At 64.6% G+C, this 18,899-nt stretch carries 19 protein-coding genes; 12 read left to right on the forward strand and 7 right to left on the reverse strand.

Going from position 1 to position 18,899, the window contains the following annotated elements:
• Window positions 1-24: 24 nt before the first annotated feature.
• Together QF047_RS04310 and QF047_RS04315 are read right to left on the reverse strand one after the other, a co-directional pair.
• A complete protein-coding gene (locus QF047_RS04310) occupies window positions 25-882 on the reverse strand; it encodes an aldo/keto reductase (RefSeq protein WP_307274361.1) in 858 nt (285 codons plus the stop codon).
• 25 nt (window positions 883-907) lie between these two features.
• Window positions 908-1,738, reverse strand: coding sequence for an oxidoreductase (locus tag QF047_RS04315; protein ID WP_307274363.1), 831 nt, complete (start codon window positions 1,736-1,738; stop codon window positions 908-910).
• 192 nt (window positions 1,739-1,930) lie between these two features.
• Here QF047_RS04315 and QF047_RS04320 point away from each other — a divergent pair, with 192 nt between their 5' ends.
• The 4 genes from QF047_RS04320 to QF047_RS04335 all read left to right on the forward strand — a co-directional run bounded on the left by QF047_RS04320 (window position 1,931) and on the right by QF047_RS04335 (window position 6,218).
• Window positions 1,931-2,410, forward strand: coding sequence for a DUF2975 domain-containing protein (locus QF047_RS04320; RefSeq protein WP_307274364.1), 480 nt, complete (start codon window positions 1,931-1,933; stop codon window positions 2,408-2,410).
• Complete coding sequence (locus QF047_RS04325) at window positions 2,410-2,616, forward strand: helix-turn-helix transcriptional regulator (RefSeq protein ID WP_307274366.1); 207 nt, start codon at window positions 2,410-2,412, stop codon at window positions 2,614-2,616. The genes QF047_RS04320 and QF047_RS04325 overlap by 1 nt, the downstream gene beginning before the upstream one ends.
• A 162-nt stretch (window positions 2,617-2,778) precedes the next feature.
• Window positions 2,779-4,761, forward strand: coding sequence for an amino acid transporter (locus tag QF047_RS04330; protein WP_306635117.1), 1,983 nt, complete (start codon window positions 2,779-2,781; stop codon window positions 4,759-4,761).
• Window positions 4,762-4,838: 77 nt separating this feature from the next.
• Window positions 4,839-6,218 (forward strand): TrkH family potassium uptake protein, encoded by a 1,380-nt coding sequence (locus QF047_RS04335; RefSeq protein ID WP_373427794.1) that lies wholly within the window; start codon window positions 4,839-4,841, stop codon window positions 6,216-6,218.
• Between the two features lie 179 nt (window positions 6,219-6,397).
• On the opposite strand, the gene QF047_RS04340 is transcribed toward QF047_RS04335, so the two are convergent.
• A complete protein-coding gene (locus tag QF047_RS04340; RefSeq protein ID WP_306635114.1) occupies window positions 6,398-6,724 on the reverse strand; it encodes a hypothetical protein in 327 nt (108 codons plus the stop codon).
• 252 nt (window positions 6,725-6,976) lie between these two features.
• Window positions 6,977-7,318 carry a hypothetical protein gene (locus QF047_RS04345; protein WP_306635113.1) on the reverse strand — a complete coding sequence of 114 codons (342 nt, stop codon included), beginning with the start codon at window positions 7,316-7,318 and terminating at the stop codon, window positions 6,977-6,979.
• 133 nt (window positions 7,319-7,451) lie between these two features.
• Here QF047_RS04345 and QF047_RS04350 point away from each other — a divergent pair, with 133 nt between their 5' ends.
• The 3 genes from QF047_RS04350 (at window position 7,452) to QF047_RS04360 (ending at window position 10,432) form a co-directional block, all read left to right on the forward strand.
• A complete protein-coding gene (locus QF047_RS04350) occupies window positions 7,452-8,669 on the forward strand; it encodes an MFS transporter (RefSeq protein ID WP_307274371.1) in 1,218 nt (405 codons plus the stop codon).
• Between the two features lie 93 nt (window positions 8,670-8,762).
• Window positions 8,763-9,464: a triacylglycerol lipase gene (locus QF047_RS04355; protein ID WP_306635110.1), complete on the forward strand. Its 702-nt coding sequence runs from the start codon at window positions 8,763-8,765 to the stop codon at window positions 9,462-9,464.
• A gap of 68 nt (window positions 9,465-9,532) precedes the next feature.
• Window positions 9,533-10,432 carry an LssY C-terminal domain-containing protein gene (locus QF047_RS04360; RefSeq protein ID WP_306635109.1) on the forward strand — a complete coding sequence of 300 codons (900 nt, stop codon included), beginning with the start codon at window positions 9,533-9,535 and terminating at the stop codon, window positions 10,430-10,432.
• A 5-nt stretch (window positions 10,433-10,437) separates the two neighbouring features.
• Here QF047_RS04360 and QF047_RS04365 read toward each other — a convergent pair whose 3' ends face one another.
• From QF047_RS04365 to QF047_RS04375, 3 genes are all read right to left on the reverse strand, one after another.
• Window positions 10,438-10,887, reverse strand: a complete 450-nt coding sequence (locus QF047_RS04365; RefSeq protein WP_307274374.1) for a hypothetical protein — start codon at window positions 10,885-10,887, stop codon at window positions 10,438-10,440.
• On the reverse strand, window positions 10,880-11,431 hold the full coding sequence (locus QF047_RS04370) for a signal peptidase I (RefSeq protein ID WP_307274376.1): 552 nt from the start codon (window positions 11,429-11,431) through the stop codon (window positions 10,880-10,882). Before QF047_RS04370 ends, QF047_RS04365 begins: the two co-directional genes overlap by 8 nt.
• Window positions 11,432-11,620: 189 nt before the next feature.
• Entirely contained in the window at window positions 11,621-12,217 is a 597-nt protein-coding gene (locus tag QF047_RS04375) for a TasA family protein (RefSeq protein ID WP_307274378.1), read from the reverse strand.
• Between the two features lie 243 nt (window positions 12,218-12,460).
• Here QF047_RS04375 and QF047_RS04380 point away from each other — a divergent pair, with 243 nt between their 5' ends.
• The 5 genes from QF047_RS04380 to QF047_RS04400 all read left to right on the forward strand — a co-directional run bounded on the left by QF047_RS04380 (window position 12,461) and on the right by QF047_RS04400 (window position 18,897).
• Window positions 12,461-13,276, forward strand: coding sequence for a carbon-nitrogen hydrolase family protein (locus tag QF047_RS04380; protein WP_307274380.1), 816 nt, complete (start codon window positions 12,461-12,463; stop codon window positions 13,274-13,276).
• 94 nt (window positions 13,277-13,370) lie between these two features.
• A complete protein-coding gene (locus QF047_RS04385) occupies window positions 13,371-14,189 on the forward strand; it encodes a gamma-glutamyl-gamma-aminobutyrate hydrolase family protein (protein ID WP_306635103.1) in 819 nt (272 codons plus the stop codon).
• Window positions 14,190-14,460: 271 nt separating this feature from the next.
• Entirely contained in the window at window positions 14,461-15,594 is a 1,134-nt protein-coding gene (locus QF047_RS04390) for a glutamate--cysteine ligase (protein WP_307274382.1), read from the forward strand.
• Window positions 15,595-15,615: 21 nt separating this feature from the next.
• Window positions 15,616-17,094, forward strand: coding sequence for an aminotransferase class I/II-fold pyridoxal phosphate-dependent enzyme (locus tag QF047_RS04395; RefSeq protein WP_307274385.1), 1,479 nt, complete (start codon window positions 15,616-15,618; stop codon window positions 17,092-17,094).
• A 24-nt stretch (window positions 17,095-17,118) separates the two neighbouring features.
• Window positions 17,119-18,897 carry an N-acetylglutaminylglutamine amidotransferase gene (locus tag QF047_RS04400; RefSeq protein ID WP_307274386.1) on the forward strand — a complete coding sequence of 593 codons (1,779 nt, stop codon included), beginning with the start codon at window positions 17,119-17,121 and terminating at the stop codon, window positions 18,895-18,897.
• Window positions 18,898-18,899: the final 2 nt, after the last annotated feature.

Raw genomic sequence — 18,899 nt, forward strand, 5'->3', positions numbered from 1 at the left:
CTCCCCGCTGGCGGAGGCAGCGGATCAGTCCACCCGGTGTCCGCCCAGCCGGGTCACCATTTCGGGGTCGCGGTGGTCGAAGAACAGGCTTTCGTCGGTGTCGAGGGTGGCGATCCTGCCCATTTCCTCTCCGGTCAGGGCGAAATCGAACACGTCGAAGTTCTCGGCCATGCGCTCCGGGCGCACGGACTTGGGAATGACCACAACGTCGCGCTGGATGAGCCAGCGCAGCACCACCTGGGCCACGGACTTGCCGTGCACCTCGGCGATTTCGCTGAGCAGCGGATCGGTGAACAGGTTGTTCCGGCCCTCGGCGAAAGGACCCCAGGACTCGATCTGGACGCCGCGCCCGCGCATCAACTCCTGCTCCCCGGTGCGCTGGTGGAAGGGGTGGGTTTCGATCTGGTTGACGGCGGGAACGATCTCGTTGTGGTCGATGAGGTCCACCAGCCGGTCGGAGTGGAAGTTCGATACTCCGATGGCGCGCGCCCGGCCTTCCTTGTTGAGCTCCTGCATGGCGCGCCATTCGCTGTAGTAGTCCCCGAGCGGCTGGTGGATCAGGTAAAGATCCACGTAGTCCAGTCCCAACCGGGTGAGGGCGCTTTCAAACGCCCGCCGGGTTTCATCTTCGACGCTGCCGGCGGGGGCATGCTGGACCCAGAGCTTAGTGGTGATGAAGAGTTCCTCACGGGCGATGCCGCTCGCCTTGACCGCTGCACCCAATTCCTCTTCGTTGCCATAGGCGGCGGCGGTGTCAAGATGCCGGTAGCCGGCGGCGAGGGCAGCTTCGACGGCGGCCTGGGTTTCCTCGGGCCGGATCTGGTAGACGCCGAAGCCCAGGATGGGCATTTCGACGCCGTTGTTGAGCGTCACGCTGTTCATGGGGTTCCTTTGCTGCGGTTCTGGGTTAGTCATTGATTGCTGTGCTGAGGCTGAGGTCCCGCCACTGCTCCAGTTCGGCGCGCTGCGCGTCCGCCACTGCGGTGAAGGCGCCAAAAGCGTCTTCACCCAGCACAACCAGCGACGGCGGGGCGGGGCTGTCCACGATTGCCAGGATGGCGTCGGCGGCCTTGGCCGGGTCGCCGGGCTGGTTGCCGTCCATCGTGTCGTTCTCCTTGCGCCGTTTCCCGGCTGTCTCCGCGTAGTCCTCGATGGGCGATGCGGATTGGGTCAGCGAGCGGCCGGCGAAGTCGGTGCGGAAGGCGCCGGGTTCGATGACGGTGACGTTGATGCCCAGCGGCTCCAGTTCCCTGCGGAGCGACCCCGAGATGCCCTCCAGGGCAGCCTTCGTGGCTGAGTAGTAACCGGACCCCGCCGGTGTGATGCGGGCTCCGATCGAGGAGATGTTCACGATGGACCCGGACCTTCGCGCGCGCATGTCCGGAAGGACAGCCTTGATCATGTCCACCGCCCCGAAAACGTTCGTGTCGAACAATTGCCGCACATCGGCGTCGTCAGCTTCCTCTACTGCCGCCCGGTACCCGTAGCCGGCATTGTTGACCAGCACGTCCACGCCGCCGAAGCGCGCCTTTGCCTGTTCCAGGGCAGAGCTGATTTGGGCCCGGTCTGTAACGTCGAGGGGCAAGGCCAGCGCCGTGTCCGGGAAAGCGCCAGGGAAATCCTGCACGGCGGTGGCGTCCCGTGCGGTAACCACCGCGTTGTGCCCGTGGGTGAGCACAGCCTGGGCAAGTGCCCGGCCGAGTCCGGTGGAGCATCCTGTGATGAGCCAGGTAGCCATCATTAGTTCCTATTCCTTGGGGTTGGTTGTTATGGGCTTAAGAATGGATTCGGGCCTATGGACTAGGTAACAGCACAACGCCCGCCGTAAACAGGTACTGCCAGTACAACCCTGATAAGGCAAGTGGGAGGGGGGACGGCTGCGACTCCGGTATCGATTGACTTTCGATAGGTAGTAACCGAAACTCGATTCATGCAGATCACTCATTTGGCGGTCACCGCCCTCCGGATCGTCCTCGTGGCGGCGTTCCTCCTCCTGGTCCTGTTCCAGGTCATGTCGCTGCCCGGCCAGTTCGCCCACATGGCAGCGGAAAACCCGGAGCAGGCCGGGCTCCAGTGGCCGCTCACCATCTTCGCCATCCTCGAGGTGGCCTGCCTCCAGGTGGTGATCGTCAGCACCTGGAAGCTGCTCACCATGGTCAAGCGCGACCAGATTTTCAGCAGGCGGGCCTTTGTGTGGGTGGACGCGATCATGTGGGCCATCGCGGCGGCCTGGACCATGCTCGCCGTGTTCTCCGCCATTGTGGTCCTGAACGCCGATGACCCTGGCGTGCCGCTCCTGCTGATCCTGATGCTGGTAGCGGGTGCCGCCGTCGGCCTGGTGGTGGTGGTGCTCCGCGCCCTGCTCCGGCAGGCCGCGGACCTCCGCTCGGACCTGGAAGCGGTCATCTGATGCCCATCGTGGTGCGCATCGACGTCGAACTGGCAAAGCAGCAGATGAGCGTGGGGGAGTTCGCCGAGCGTGTAGGCCTCACGCCCGCCAATGTGGCAGTGCTCAAAAACGGGCGCGCGAAGGCAGTCAGGTTCAGCACCCTTGAAGCGATGTGCCGCGTCCTCAACTGCCAGCCGGGCGACCTGCTGGAGTTCGTTGAGGATTGAACAGGGTTCCTTGGCGGGAGGCGTTAAGAAAGCGTTAAGATCCCCGGAATTGGCCCCGGGAGGCGACTGGCCCGGTGCTAGGCTCCGTTAGTTATCAGCACAGCGTCGCGCCTGGAACCGGGAAAGTTGTGCCCGTGACGGGCAACAAAGAAAGACACGTCCTTGACGGCTTCCGCCCGGTCTTCCCTTCCCGCCACCGTTCCCAACCCGGAACTTGAAACCGAACCGCGCAGCCCCTTAGCCAAGTGGCTGCTGGAACACCGGGTCAGCCAGCCCGTCGGCCCCGAAGCCAACGAGAGCCACGGGGCGCAGCAGAGCTGGTGGAAGGTGATGTGCCTGACCGGGGTGGACTACTTCTCCACCCTGTCCTACCTGCCGGGCATCGCGGCGCTCGCTGCGGGCGCCCTGTCACCCCTGGCCACCATGCTCATCGTCGCCCTGACGCTTCTGGGGATGCTGCCCATGTACCGGCGGGTGGCCAAGGAAAGCCCGCACGGGCAGGGATCCGTGGCGATGCTGGAACGGCTCCTGCCCTTCTGGCGGGGAAAGGTTTTTGTGCTGGTCCTGCTCGGCTTCGTGGCCACCTCCTGGATCATCACCATCACCCTCTCCGCGGCTGACGCCACGGTGCACCTGCTCGAGAACCCCTACCTGCCGCCGTTCCTGGAAGGCCAGGCAGTTCCCATCACCGTGTTCCTGCTCGTGGTGCTCGGCGCCGTGTTCCTGATGGGCTTCTCAGAAGCCGTCGCCGTCGCGATTCCCCTGGTGGCCGTGTTCCTGGTACTGAACGCCATCATCATCGGGGCCGGCATCGCAGAGGTCCTGGCAACTCCCGGCGCATTCACCACCTGGACCGAAGCCCTGACCTCCTCCGGCGGAGGGCCGGGCGGAATCGTGGGCCCCGCCCTGATGGCATTCCCGCTGCTGGTCCTGGGACTCTCCGGTTTCGAGACCGGCGTCAGCATGATGCCCCTGGTTGCCTCACATGGCACCACGGCTGAAGAAAAGCTGGCCAGCCGGGTCAAAAACACCCGCAAACTGCTGACGACGGCGGCACTCATCATGAGCGTCTACCTGCTGGGAAGCAGCTTCGTCACCACCGTCCTGATCCCCGCCGGGGAATTCCAGGCCGGGGGAGGAGCCAACGGCCGCGCCCTGGCATACCTGGCCCATGAACTCCTGGGCAACGGCTTCGGATCCGTCTATGACGTGGGCAGCATCCTTATCCTGTGGTTCGCCGGCGCCTCCGCCATGGCCGGCCTGATCAACATCGTCCCCCGCTACCTCCCCTCCTACGGCATGGCCCCGGAATGGTCCCGCGCCGTCCGTCCGGTGGTACTCGTCTACACCGCCATCAGCATCCTGATCACCATCGGCTTTAAGGCAGACGTGAACGCCCAGGCCGGCGCGTACGCCACCGGCATCCTGGCCATGATGGTGTCCGGCGCCATCGCCGTCACCATCTCAGCAATCCGCCGCAAGCGGCAGGCCGCCGCTGTCGGTTTCACCGTGCTCACCCTGGTGATGCTGTACGCACTGGCTGCCAACGTCATCGAAAAACCTGACGGCCTGGCCATCTCCGGATTCTTCATCCTGGGCATCGTGGCAGTGTCCCTCGTCTCTCGCATTAGCCGCACCACCGAGCTGCGTGTGGACAAGATAGAGTTCGACGACGACGCGCGCCGCTTCATCAGCGACACCCTGGACTACGACGGCCGGATCAACCTCATCGCCAACCGGCCGCAGGCCCGCAATGGCGCAGAGTACGCGGACAAGGAAGCGGTGCAGCGGGAGAACAACCCCGTGCCGGGAACGGCGGATGTTATCTTCCTGGAAATTGACATCACCGATCCGTCAGAGTTCAGCGACACCTTGCAGGTCCACGGCGTTGAAGTGGACGGCCACCGGATCCTGCGCGCCCAGAGTCCCGCCGCGCCCAACGCCATCGCCGCCATCCTCCTGGCTCTGCGGGACGGCACCGGCGTCAAGCCGCACGCCTACTTCGAATGGTCCGAAGGGAACCCCCTGGCCCACCTCATGCGCTACCTGCTCCTGGGCCGCGGTGACACTGCGCCGGTGGTCCGGGAAATCATCCGCGAAAACGAACCGGACCCGGCCCGGCGCCCGGGCATCCACGTGGGATGAGCCTCCGACGGAGCATCCCGCCGTCGGGACCGGTCCCGGCAGGCCCCGACGCCTCCAGCGTGGCGGCCGTCCGGAAGATGCTGCGGGACGCCCGGAACGAAAAGGAGGGCAGGAAGGCAAACTTCGTCCGCAGGATACTGACCCACCCGGTCAGGGCTGTTCCTGTGGCTTTCCTGATGGTCATCCTCATCGGGGCGGCACTGCTGATGCTCCCCGCCTCCCGCACCGATCCCGAGGCGGGCGCGTTGATGGACGCCCTGTTCACCTCGGTTTCGGCGGTGTGCGTCACGGGCCTGATCACGGTGGATACAGCGACGTTCTGGACTCCTTTCGGGCACGTGGTCATCCTCGCGCTCATCCAGGTGGGCGGCTTCGGCATCATGACGCTGGCCACCCTCCTGGCCCTGCTGGTCCGCAAGAGCATCGGCCTGCGCGGCCAGCTCGTGGCCCAGTCGGAAACCCACACTTTGAACCTCGGCGACGTCCGGGCGGTGCTGCTCCGGGTTGCGAGGATCATGCTCACTTTCGAAGCTGTGACGGCCCTGGTCCTGACGGCCCGGTTCTGGATCGCCTATGACCAGAACCCCGGCACAGCCCTTTGGCACGGGATCTTCCACGCCATCTCCGCCTTCAACAACGCAGGCTTCTCGGTCTACAGCGACAACCTCATCGGCTTCGCCGAGGACCCCTGGATCATCACCCCCATCTGCCTGGCCATCATCGCCGGCGGACTCGGGTTCCCGGTGATCATCCAGCTCACCCGCGGTGAGACCAAACCCCGGAACTGGACCGTCCACCTGCGCCTGACCATTTACGGAACACTGTTCCTCCTCATCGCCGGGATGGCACTGTTCGCGGCATTCGAATGGAACCGGAACGAAACGCTCGGCCCGCTCTCCCTCACGGGCAAGATCCTCGGTTCCTTCGCCGGCAGCGTTTTTCCCCGTACTGCCGGGTTCAACAGCATCGACTATGGCGCCGCGGCCCCGGAAACCCTGATGGTCACCAACATCCTGATGTTCATCGGAGGGGGCAGCGCCGGCACCGCCGGCGGCATCAAGATCACCACCTTCCTGGTGCTGGGCTTCGCCATCTGGAACGAAGTCCGCGGCCGCGACCAGGTGACCATTGCCCACCGGTCCGTCAGCTCCTCCTCCCAGCGGCAGGCCCTGTCGGTTGCACTGCTGGGGGTTGCCGCCGTGGTCATCGGAACCATGCTGCTGCTGATCTTCACCGACTACAGCCTCGAGAAGGTCCTGTTCGAATCAATCTCCGCGTTCGGCACCGTGGGCATGAGCACCGGCATCACGTACAACCTTCCCCCGTCCGCCGAGTGGGTGCTGATGGCTCTAATGTTCACGGGCCGCATCGGTACAGTGACGGTGGCATCCGCGCTTGCCCTCTCGGCCCGGCCGCGGCTGTACCGCCTTCCGGAGGAACGGCCCATCATCGGGTAGGGGCAAGATCCGTCTTGCCCGTTCCGGCGTAAAGAATTCCAGCGGACCGGGAAGGCAGCTACCCGTCTATTCGGATACAGCTGCTCTTCCAGTCCGTGGAAAGTGTGAAAGCAAAGAAACTGTGCGGCCGGCACCCTGGCCCGATTGGTGGACGCTGCGGGTGCCTTGGCCTGAAAGCTTTATGCGGCGAGCAGAGCCGGCCGCGAGGTGGTATGTTCCTGCCGCGGTGCCAGGACACTGATGGTGCACGGCTTCTGGTAAGGATCAATTTTTGCCGGCAGATGATGGGTCTCGGAGCAGGCTTGCAGCTGCTCCAGTGCCTCGACATCCACCCTGGCGTGAGAGATATCCAACTCCAGGTACAGGCCCTGTTTGATGGAATTGGCGCGCTTGACCACGACGTAAAGCGCATTAATACTGTGGACGGTGACGTGCCCCTTTGCAATCACCAGAGCTTTCGCATGGTCGAGATCTACGCGGACAACAATGTTGAGCTTGGAATTCAAGTTGTAAAACCTTCCCCGGCATTGGCTGCGACGCTGCAGCTTCTTGCATTGGCCTGTTTCTTAAGCCTCATTCAGAGTAGGGGGTGAATGTGATCCACGCAACAGTTACGTATTTATTACACCGATTGTGGATGCTGAGGTTGTGACGCCTTTGCCTGCGGCTGCGAGGCAAGCTGCCGGTGGCGGAACCGCAGCCGGCGGCACCCATGCCCCCGGCCGCCGTCGTACTCTTCTGCAGGATTCCTTGCGGGCTCAGACCACCTCGGGAAGGCGTCCTGTTAAGACTGAGACCGGGGCCGATGACCAGCGCTCCCGCTCTGGCTCGTAGGAGATCACCACGGTGGCGCCGATGTCACGCGCTTCATCCATGGCCAGCAGCAGGGCGTCTTCAATATGCCGGGCGTATTCGAGCCGCTCGGCCGGCGCACCCTGCAGGTCGCTGTCATCAATCAGGACATGGCCTTTGCCGTCCACGATCACCTTCAGCGAATACCCCTGGTCCTCATGGAGGGATCCCCGGGTGGATGAAATCTCGGTGACATTGTCTGCCCGGACCAGCCCGTTGCCGAGCGTACGGATCCACACTTCACCCATGAAATGAACCTCCCCTTTGGTTGAGGGCGCGAGTCAGCACCCATAAAGCAAACGCTAGTCCTTTGCAAGGGGTTTGTGACCCCCAAATGAGTGTCTTTCTGTCCCTGCTGCCGGCCGCCCTAAAATAAATCTGATGACTTCCCCGGATGACCCCCAGCGCTTCAACCTGCGCGCCATCGCCGTGGCTGCTTTCGGCCCCACCTTGCTCTTCGGGATCGGCCAGGGCGCCATTCTTCCGGTGGTGGCACTGACCGCCCGCGGCCTTGGCGCCTCCGTGGCCCTCGCGGCGCTGATCGTCACGCTGATCGGGCTGGGCTCGTGGTTCTTCAACCTGCCCGCATCCCTGGTAACGCTGAAGTTCGGCGAACGCTGGGCCATTGTGGGCGCCGCGGTGGCTGCCGGCCTGGCCCTCGCCGCGGCCGGGTTGTCCTCCCTGATCCCCAACGGACTGTGGCTGCTCGCGGTGGCGATGGCCGTCGTCGGAATGTCCGGCGCGGTGTTCGGGCTGGCCCGGCAGAAGTACCTCACCGAAGCGGTTCCCGTGGAGTTCCGTGCCCGGGCGCTGTCCACGCTGGGCGGGGTGAACAGGATCGGCGTGTTCATCGGGCCGTTCCTGGGCGCCGGAGTGATGCAGTTCTCCGGCATCGGCGGTGCGTACTGGGTGGGAGTGGTGGCCATGGCTGCGGCTGCCCTGCTGTCCCTCACCATCCCTGACCTGGAGCTGGCCGGAGCGCCTGACGGCGGCCACAAGGGTCCGGAGCCCACCCTCCGCAGCGTCGCGGTGTCCCACTCGAAGGTGTTCCTGAGCGTGGGCGTGGGCATCCTGCTGCTGAGTGCGCTGCGTTCGTCGCGCCAGGTGGTCATCCCGCTGTGGGCGGACCACCTGGGCATGGATGCGAGTTCCGCCTCGTTGATTTACGGGTTGTCCGGGGCCATCGACATGCTGGTGTTCTACCCCGCAGGGAAGCTGATGGACCGGAAGGGACGGCAGTTCGTGGCCGTTCCATCCACGCTGCTGATGGGTGTTGCGCTGCTGCTGATTCCGCTGGCCGGGTCCTTTGTGGGGCTGCTGCTGGCGGCGCTGCTGATCGGCTTTGGCAACGGAATCAGCTCCGGGCTGGTGATGACTTTGGGCGCCGACTTCTCCCCGGACCGTGGGCGCGGCCAGTTCCTGGGGCTTTGGCGGTTCATGGCCGACGCCGGGAACACCGGAGGGCCGGTGCTCCTCTCTGGGGTGACGGCCCTCGCCTCCCTGGGCGCGGGGATCTCAGCCACGGGCGTCCTGGGGTTCGCGGCGGCGGCCGTGTTCGCCGTCGTGATTCCCCGGCTGAAGCACCGCCGGAACTACTGACCCTCCCGCTTGCCCTAGCAGGTTTGGTCCCCAAAACGCCCCTTGGGGACCAAAAGTGCCAGGGCAACGCGGGTGGGGGGCTATCCTCAACAGATGAATGAAACGGGCACGCCCACCCGCATCAGCCTGCTGCAAAAAGGCGGGTGGTGGCTGCAGGACTACGCCTATGCCGCGATCTGCCAGATCGAGGGCACGGTGTCCCGGGTGCAGCCGGGTTCCTTCCATAAGGGCCACCTCAATCCCGTGTTGATTATTCCGGGCGTGTACGAAAACTGGCAGTTCATGATGCCGCTCATCCGGTCGATCCACGACGCCGGCCACCCCGTCCACGTGGTCACGGTGCTGCAGCGCAACAAACTGGACGTGCCCGCCGCTGCCCGGATGGTGGCGCAGCACCTGGAGGAAGCGGGCCTGCGGAACGCAGCCATCGTGGCGCACAGCAAGGGCGGGCTGATCGGGAAGTACGCCATGCTGAACCTGGACCCCGAGCACCGGATCGCGCGGATGATCGCCGTGTGCACGCCGTTTTCCGGGTCCCGCTATGCCCGGTACATGCTGCTGCCCAGCCTGCGGATCTTCTCTCCGCGCAACGCCCTGACACTCCAGCTGGCGCGTGAGGAGACCATCAACAGCCGGATCACGTCCATCTACGGTCCGTTCGATCCGCACATCCCCGAGGGCAGCGTCCTGCCGGGCGCCACCAATATTGAGCTGCCTGCCGCCGGGCACTTCCGGATCCTGGGTGACCCGGCGACGGCGCGGATTATCGTGGAGCAGCTGAGCCTTCCGGCGTAAGCGCCGGACGTCCGGTTTGCCCGGCGGACCTTTTAGGCTGTTGGTGAGCAACCGAAAGGAGATGCGCCGTGACCACCCCTGGCGGCCAGCGGGCTGTTCCGGAAGAGCCTGACCACTCACGTTCCAGCAGCCAGGTGGTGCGCCGCCAAAGCAGGTGGGCCACCGTCCTGGCGGTCCTGCAGCGGCTCCTGTACCTGGTGGTGACCATCGCCGTGGGCTGGGCCGTCTACTACTTCCTGCTCGCCCGGCTGTCCCGCGGCCCGGAGCAGGCGTGGGTGTTCCTGCCGGTCTGGCTGATCCTGGCCTATGCCCTGCTGCCGCGCGTCCACAGGATCCTCAGCAGCCTGTACATCCCGGACTACTTCATCGGGCGGACAAGGACGGGCGACGGCGTCCTGGGCGATCCCGTGAACCTCGCCGTGGTGGGGCCCAGAGAAGAATTGCGGCAGGCCATGTTGACGGCGGGGTGGGTGGAAGCTGATCCGATCAGGCCTGCCACTGCCTGGCGCACGCTCACGTCCACCGTCATGGGTCACAGCTACGCGGCCGCCCCGGTGAGCTCGCTCTACGTGTTCGGCAACAAGCAGGACCTCGCCTTCCAGCGCGAAATCGACGGGAACCCGCGGAAGCGGCACCACGTCCGGTTTTGGAAATGCCCGCCCGGGTGGCGGCTGCCCGGCGGACTGGCCGTGGACTGGGTGGGCGCCGGGACCTACGACCGAAGCGTGGGGCTGTCCCTGTTCACGTTCCAGATCACCCACAAGATCGCCGACCGCACCGACGAGGAACGCGACTTCATCATCGAGACGCTCCGCTCGGCCAACGCCGTGGAGTCCATCCACATCATCCTCAACTACTCCAGCGGCTACCACCACCGCAACGGCGGCGGTGACGCCATCCGCACCGACGGGCACCTCCCGATTATCGACCTGCACCCGCCGGAGCGGCTGCGGCGGGCGCTTCCTTGAGCTTTTCAGCAGGTATAGGTTCCGGAGAATGGCACCTGGCTCCGCCAAAAGTTGGTGGAACCCAAGGGACGGTAAAGGGGCCGAATTTCATAGGTGAAGACAACAGAACTTCCACCTTGGGCAGCAGTGAAGGTCCGTGAGCTCTCTGACAGGCCCTGGTAGGTCGTGGAGGAAACGCCGCCACTGGAAACAATGACTTGCAACTCGTTGGCGTAAGCTATCGCAGCTTTTGCCCCGACGGACAGGGTCAGCGATTTCTTGTTGCTGCCGCATGCTGCCGCCACTGCAAGGGTCAAGTCTGTTGCGGGCGGAAGCGTCGCGGTGGCGAAACCCACGGCGGCCTTTGCATTTGGATTGAAAGCGGCGTTCGCCGCCGGGGACAGCGATATTGCAAGCACCAGGCAGAGGACTACGCCAAGTGCTTTGGCGGTGCGGCTCATCTGCAGCCTAGTCATTGGATTCGGGCTCAGGGTCCCTGCGCCAGATCGATGCCAGCAGCCCGATGAGCAGGACGGCGGGAGCGCCGTACATCAGGGTGTTCAGGACAACTGGCTGGCGAAGTGCACGGATGGCCTGACCCACGTAAGGAATGGTAAGTACCTGCTTGTCAACGGTTGCGCCCTGGAAACTGGCGGTCCAAGGGTCAACCCCGTCGTTGGCGTCCCCCTTCGTGCGGACCGCCGCGGAACCGTCAGTATTTGTCAGGATCTCGGCTACCCGATGGGTCTCCACTCGCTGATCCTCCACAGGGATGCGGTAGGTAATGACGTCGCCAACACGGATGTCCGCAACCAGCGTAGGTACTGTCACAACCACATCGCCCGGATTGATCAACGGAGCCATGGACCCGGTGAGCATTGTGGAGGTCTGATAGCCCAGGACGCGTGGACCGACGGCAAGGAAGAAAAAGCCTGCTACCGCGAGGGCGACCAGCAGGCTGCTGAGGATACTGAGCGTTCTGCCGGTGGCAGCCTTCACTGCACCTGATGTGGTTCTCACTGTCTCCGCCGAAGTCCCGGCATCGCTTTGGGGGTGTTGCGACGCCGGGACGGTTCGGGGGCACCTGCAGCGCCGGATGCTTGGACCTCTGTCAGTGTGTTCATAGCGGTACGGCCCTTAGGGAGAGGCAGGTCAGGCGGGAAGATTCACTGGCGGCGCCGCTTCATAGCGCCGCCAGGAGATTGGGGGCTATTTGACGCTGGCGGTGCGTTGTGTGGCGTCGAACGTGAAGTTCACCGTGCTGGTGAGGCCCTGGAAGGCGTCACCGGCGTTCGTGGGCAGTGAGGTGGTGATCTTCAAATGGTCTGACTTGGTGGCAGTAAGGGATGCCGGAGCGGTAAGGACCCTGGTGCCGAGGATGGGAGTGCTGGCCACCACCGTCTTGGAGCCCGCGCAGGTGTCCGGGCCATTTGCAACTGCCACCCAGTCGGTGGTGCAGGCCTCAACAGTGAGCTGAAGCCCATTCAGGACATCTGACGTGAGCAGGGTGCCGGTGCTGGCGGTGGTGGTCAGAGTCACCGCGTTGAAGTCCGAGTCGCCGGTGTTGCTTAGCGTGACGAACTTCTCTACAGAATCCCCGGGGAGCAGGCCGGCAACAGGGTTGCTGATGGTGTTCACAGTACCGCCGAGTTCGATGACTACCCTGCCGGCCTTCACTTCCTGGCTCGCGTTCGTGGTAGAGGTGAACGCGCCGTACGTACCCAGACCCGCGACGGCGGCTGCGGCACCAACCAGTGTGACGGAAGCCAGAATCTTGCCCGGAGTGCTTTTCATGCTGATGCCCATGGATCTGTCCTTTGCGACGGGCCCACCCCCAGTCGGGCCGGCCGGTGATTCAGCCAGGCTCACTTCGCCTGGCATCTGCAACTATTCACGGCGTCGATCAAATTACGCCGGCGTAATCGGTCAAGGTTTTGTCAAGAGTTCTTCGATGTTTGCTCAGGTCATGGGGGCCCGGACCTGTTGCCGCAGACCCGCGTGTGCCACGCTTTGTCTAGGGGCCCGTTTCCCGGTGGCAGGAGGACTGAAGTGAGGATCGCCTCCGGGCAGTTCAGCGCCGGCAAAGTGCCACAGGACAACCTGCAGCAGATCGCCGGGCTGATGCAGGCTGCCGCGTTGGGCAACGCTGACCTGCTGGTGCTTCCGGAGTCCAGCCTCTACGCGGGCAACGAACCGCCCACCGCCCTAGCGGACGTGGCGGAGCCTTTGGACGGGCCTTTTATCAGCGGTATCGCCGCCCTCGCAAGGGCCCTCAGATTGCCCGTCGTCGTGGGAACCACCGAGGCCAACCCCGACGGCCTGCCGTTCAACACCCTGGTGGCCCTGGACGCCGATGGTGCTGTCCAGGGCAGGTACCGGAAAATACACCTCTACGACGCGTTCGGCTACCGGGAAAGTGACGGAACCAGCCAGGGCTCCTTTGACCCGCCGGACCTGATCTCCTACGGCCAGCTCCGCCTGGGCATGCTTACCTGCTACGACGTGAGGTTCCCGGAAAGTGCCCGCTACCTGGTGGATGCCGGAGCGAACGTCCTGCTGCTGCCCGCCATGTGGATCGTCGGCCCGGGCAAGGAGGACCACTTTAATACCCTGGTGCGCGCCCGGGCCATCGAGAATACTTCCTACGTGGTGACGGCCAACCAGTGTGGACCGCTGGCCACGGCCTACTCCATAGTGGTGGATCCGTTCGGGGTGGTGATCGCCAACGCCGGCGAGCTGCCCGGCGTCGTTTTTGCCCAGCTTGAGCCCGAGCGGATAGCGGCCGTCCGGACCCGCGTCCCGTCCCTGCGGAACCGCCGTTTCCGCGTCATACCAGGGGATGAGGAACAGGCCAAAAAAGTGTGATGGTCCTGACACCTGGAATTGACACTGACGAAACATTCCGGCCGCCCCCCGGCCCTAAAATTGGAGACAGTTAGATCTTCCTGGAGGGACCACAGTGCACACCACCGACGCCGCGATGAAACCTGTCATCGGACTCACCACCTACCTCGAGCAGGCTGGCACCGAGGGTTGCGGCACGGTTAGTGCAGCTTTCCTGCCGGAGACGTACCTGAAACCGATCATCGCCGCCGGCGGCATGCCCATCCTCCTGCCGCCGCAACCCGTGATGGCAGGCATGGTTGAACAGCTCGTCGGCAGGCTTGACGGTCTGGTGGTGCCCGGCGGGTGGGACGTCAACCCCGCCCTTTACGGCCAGGAAGCACACCCCGCAACTGACGCACCGCGGCCCGAGCGGGATGCCTGGGAGCAGGCCCTCATCCAGGAGGCAATCCGGCAGGACGTTCCGCTGCTGTGCATCTGCCGCGGCGAGCAACTGCTGAACGTGACGCTCGGCGGCAGCCTCCACCAGCACCTGCCCGATGTGATTGGGAATGCCTTCTACCAGCCCGGCGGCTACAGCTTCAACCGAATCCCGGTGGAGATCAAAGCCGGTTCCCGCCTCGAGCAGCTGATCGGCGCCAACCCGGGCCCCGTGCCCGTCTCCCACCACCAGGCCGTGGACAAACTGGGGGAGGGCCTCATTGCCGCTGCGTGGAGCGAGGACCAGGTGGTGGAAGCCATCGAATACCCGGCCAATACTTTCACCATGGGCATCCAGTGGCACCCGGAGGAGCTGCCCGAGGACTTCGGCCTGTTCCGCGGTTTTGTGGAAGCAGCCCGCGGAAAGTTCCTGTCCCGGCTGGTGCCGGCAACACCGGTGTCGCCGGTCTCCGCGGAGATTAATGCCAGCCTGGCCGGGCCGGTACTAGGCTAACCACGCCCGGTCAACTCGGAAATTTCCCCTTAACGAGCAGCAGGACCGCCCCGAACCAGTGCGCCAAAGTGCGTGGTGTTCGTGGCGGTCCTCTGTGTTTCAGCTTGCGACAAGAACTAAGCATGCTTAGTATGATTTAGACACTGGAGTTAAGCCAACGCTTCATGGGTTTCGATCCAGGAGCAATGATGGCTAATTTCCTTAACGTTTATTCTCCTGTCAACGGACGTACGCCGGGCAGGGGAGATGCCGGCACAAAGGGGCGGCGGTAATGCGCCGGGTGGGCGTTGAGGAAGAGTTCCTCATTGTCGACGACGTTGACGGGCATGCTGTGCCGCTGGGCGAACTGCTGGAGCGCCTGAGCGATGACGACGGGCTGAGCAGGGAGATGAAGCAGGAACAGATTGAGACCTGCACGCTGCCGCGGATCAGCCTGGACGAACTCGCCCAGGACATTACCGTGCGGCGGGTGAGCGCCGATTCAACGGCACGGGCAGTCGGGGCACGGTCAGTGGCCCTTGCCACGTCACCCCTTCCCGTGAAATCCACCACCAGCCCGGGCCTGCGGTACCAGCGGATGATCGAGCGGTTCGGCCTGACGGCAGTGGAACAACTGACCTGCGGCTGCCATGTGCATGTGGAGATTGAATCGGACGAGGAAGGCGTGGCAGTCCTGGACCGGATCCGGGTCTGGCTCCCGGTGTTGATGGCAATCACCGCCAATTCCCCGTTCTGGAACGCCACGGACTCCGGGTACGCAAGCTACCGCTCCCAGGCGTGGAACCGGTGGCCCACGGCCGGGCCGTGCGAGATCTTTGGCTCGGCAGAGGCCTACCACCGGCAGGTCAACGAGATCCTGGGTTCGGGAGTGCTCCTGGACAAAGGGCAAATCTATTTTGATGCCCGGCTCAGCCACCGCCACCCCACCATCGAAGTGCGGGTGGGGGATGTCTGCCTTTTTGCCGACGACGCCGTCCTCCTGGCCGGCCTGGTACGGGGACTTGTGGAGACGGCGGCGCGGCAGTGGCGCGATGGCGTGCCTCCCGCCCCGGTCTCGGCCATGCAGCTCCGGCTTGCCTCCTGGCAGGCGGGCCGCTTCGGGCTTGACGGCGACCTGCTGGACCCGCTGACCGGCCAGCCTCGGCCCGCCTTCGAAGTGGCCATGGCACTGCTGGACCATGTCCAGTCCGCGCTGAAGAGCCAAGGCGAGTTCGATGTTGTGGAGTCTTTGCTGTTCCAGGTGCTGACCAGGGGCACCGGCGCTGCCCGCCAGCGCACAGCGTTCGCCGAGGCGGGCAGCCTGTGCGATGTCATCGCCGACGCCGTCCGGATCAGCAGCCTGCCGGCCACGCCGCTTCAGAAGCTAAGAGGTTTACCGCTGCTGGCCAGCGACCAGAGTTCCTAGAAAACCATCTCGGGAGGACACATGGACCAGAACGAAACACCGGTGCTTGATGCGCTGGCCGAACACCAGAAACTCGACCGGTACGGGTTTACGCCACCCGCCCACCGCCAGGGCCGCGGCGTCGATCCGCGGGTGCTGGAGGTGCTGGGGGAGCAGAGCTTCAAGTCCGACGTAGTTGCCTCCTCAGGCCTGGACGACCGGAAATCCTCCAACGGCTACCTGTCCAAAGCCGAACAGCTGATGGCCGAAGCCGTGGGTGCGGACATGGCCTTCTTCTCAACCTGCGGCAGCTCCCTGTCCATTAAGGCAGCAATCCTGGCCGTGACCCGCGGCGAGGGTGAGCTCCTGATCGGCCGGGACGCGCACAAATCCGTGGTGTCCGGCCTGGTGCTGTCCGGGCTGCAGCCGCGCTGGATCAAGCCGAAGTGGGACAACGAGCTGAAGCTGGCCCATCCGCCGGCACCCGAGACCGTGGAGGAGATGTGGCAGCGGTACCCGGACGCCTCGGCTGCCCTGATCGTCAGCCCCACCCCCTACGGAACCTGCGCGGACCTCGAGGCGATCGTGGAGATCTGCCACAAGCGGGGCAAGCCGCTGATCGTTGACGAGGCCTGGGGAGCACAGTTGCCCTTCCACCCGGACACCCCCACCTGGGCCATGTCTGCAGGGGCGGACATCTGCGTGGTCAGCGTCCACAAGATGGGGCTGGGCTTCGAGCAAGGCTCCATTTTCCATCTGCAGGGCAACCTGGTGGACCCCGTCCGCCTCAACCAGTGTGCCGATGTACTGTCCACCACCAGCGCGAACGTGATGCTGTACGCGGCGATGGACGGGTGGCGCCGGCAAATGGTGCAGGACGGCAAGGCCCTGATCGACAAGGCACTGGAACTTGCCAAAGGACTTCGCCGGGACATCCAGGCGCTCCCAGGGCTGCATGTCCTCGAGGACGAACTGGTCCACGCCGAGGCCTCCCACGACCTGGACATCCTGCACATCATGATCGACGTTTCCGACCTTGGCATCAGCGGGTTCCAGGCCACGGACTGGCTGCGGGAAAACTGCCGCATCGACATGGGCACCACCGATCACCGGCGGACGGAAGCCATCATCTCGATCTCTGATGACGAAGAAACGGCGCAGCGCCTCCTTAGCGGGCTCCGCGCACTCACCGAAGCCGCCCCGGACCTGCCCCGCCCGCCCGCCGTCGTCATTCCGGACGAGGAGGAGCTCTACCTGAAGACGGTGATGCTGCCCCGGGACGCGTTCTTCGGGCCGGTGGAAGTCATCCCCTGCGAGGAAGCATCCGGCCGGATCGCTGCCGAAATGGCCACGCCGTACCCGCCCGGCATCCCGATCCTGCTGCCCGGCGAACGGATCAACAAAGCCGCCATCGACTACCTCAGAAGCGGCGTGGAGGCAGGCATGGTCCTGCCGGATCCCGCCGATCCGACGCTCAAGACCATCAGGGTGGTCCGCGAAGAACCACACCGATCGCAGTAAATCGCAAGGAACGAGGACAGCAGCATGTGCGGTATAGCCGGCGAAATCGCCTTTAACGGAAGACAGGCCTCCCCGGAGGCGGTCCTGAAAATAATGGGGGCAATGACGTCGAGGGGTCCTGACGGGCGGGGAACGTGGGAGGCGGGCTGGGTTGCACTGGGGCATCAGCGGCTCAGCATCATCGACCTGTCCGAGGCAGGGGCCCAGCCCATGGTGGATGACGGCGGCCTGACCATCACCTTCAACGGCTGCATCTACAACTACAAGGAGCTGCGCCGGGAACTTGAGCCCGAATTCACCTTCCGGTCCACCAGCGACACCGAGGTGATCCTGAAGGCCTACCGGAAATGGGGTGAGGACTTTGTCCACCACCTGGTAGGCATGTTTGCGGTGGCCCTGTACGATCCGCAACGCCAGGAAGTCCTCCTGGTCCGTGACCGGCTGGGCATCAAGCCCGTCTACGTTTCCCACCTGCACGGCAGGCTCCGCTTCGCCTCGAGCCTGCCTGCGCTCGTGGCCTCGGGCGGAATTGACACGTCCATTGATGAGGTGGCGCTGCACCACTACCTGAGCTGGCACTCCATTGTTCCGGCTCCCCGGAGCATCCTGCGCGGCGTCCAGAAGTTGCCCGCCGCCACCATCCGGACCATCCGCCCCGACGGGACCTGGCACGACCGCGAATACTGGAAGCCTTCCTACACCCGGCGTGCGGAGCATGCGGGCTGGTCCGCCGGGGACTGGCAGGATGCGGTCCATGCCGCGCTTAAGACGGCAGTACGACGCCGGATGGTGGCCGATGTGCCGGTAGGTGTCCTTCTGTCCGGGGGACTGGATTCCAGCCTGCTGGTTTCGTTGCTTGCCGAGGAGGGCCAGCACGGGCTGTCCACCTTCAGCATCGGATTCGATGGTGCCGGCGGCGACTCGGGGAACGAGTTCGCCTACTCTGACCTGGTGGCACGGGAGTTCGGGACCCGGCACGAGCAGCTGCACGTCAGCACCTCCGAGTTCGCCCCCTCCATCGGTAGTGCTGTTGGCGCGATGTCCGAGCCCATGGCCAGCCACGATGTGACCGCTTTCCACCTGCTTTCCCGGACGGTGGCGGAGCACCTGAAGGTGGTGCAGTGCGGCCAGGGCGCGGACGAGGTTTTCGGCGGGTACGGGTACCACCAGCCCCTTGCTGCCGTAGGCCGCACCGAAGCGCAGGCGGCATTCACCTCCAGCTTCGTGGACCACCGCCATGAGGAGCTCCTAAACATCCTGGAACCCGAGTGGTACTGCGGGTCCGACGTGAGCAGCGAGGTCCTCGCCGCCAACCTGAACCTCCCCGGAGCCGACACCGCCCTGGACGCGGTGCTCCGCCTGGACACCCACCTGCTCATGGTGGACGATCCCGTCAAGCGGCTGGACAACATGAGCATGGCCTGGGGGATCGAAGCCCGGGTCCCGTTCCTGGACCATGAACTGGTGGAGCTCGCGGCCGCCTGCCCGCCGGAGCTCAAAGCCTCGCAGGGCGGGAAGGGGATACTGAAGGACCTGGGCCGGCAGCTGCTTCCCGCCGCGGTGGTGGACCGGCCCAAAGGCTACTTCCCCGTGCCCGCTCTCCGGCACCTGGAGGAACCGTTCATCAGCATGGTGCGCGAAGCCCTTCATGCACCGGAAGCAAAACAGCGCGGGCTCTTCCAGCCGGCCTATATCGACGGCCTCCTGGCGGATCCGAACATGCAGCGGACCCCGGTGAACAGCAACGTGCTCTGGCAGCTGGCGCTGCTGGAGATGTGGCTCCAGCACCACGGGGTCGGTTAAGC

The organism is Arthrobacter sp. W4I7, assembly GCF_030816215.1.
Lineage (GTDB): Bacteria > Actinomycetota > Actinomycetes > Actinomycetales > Micrococcaceae > Arthrobacter > Arthrobacter siccitolerans_A.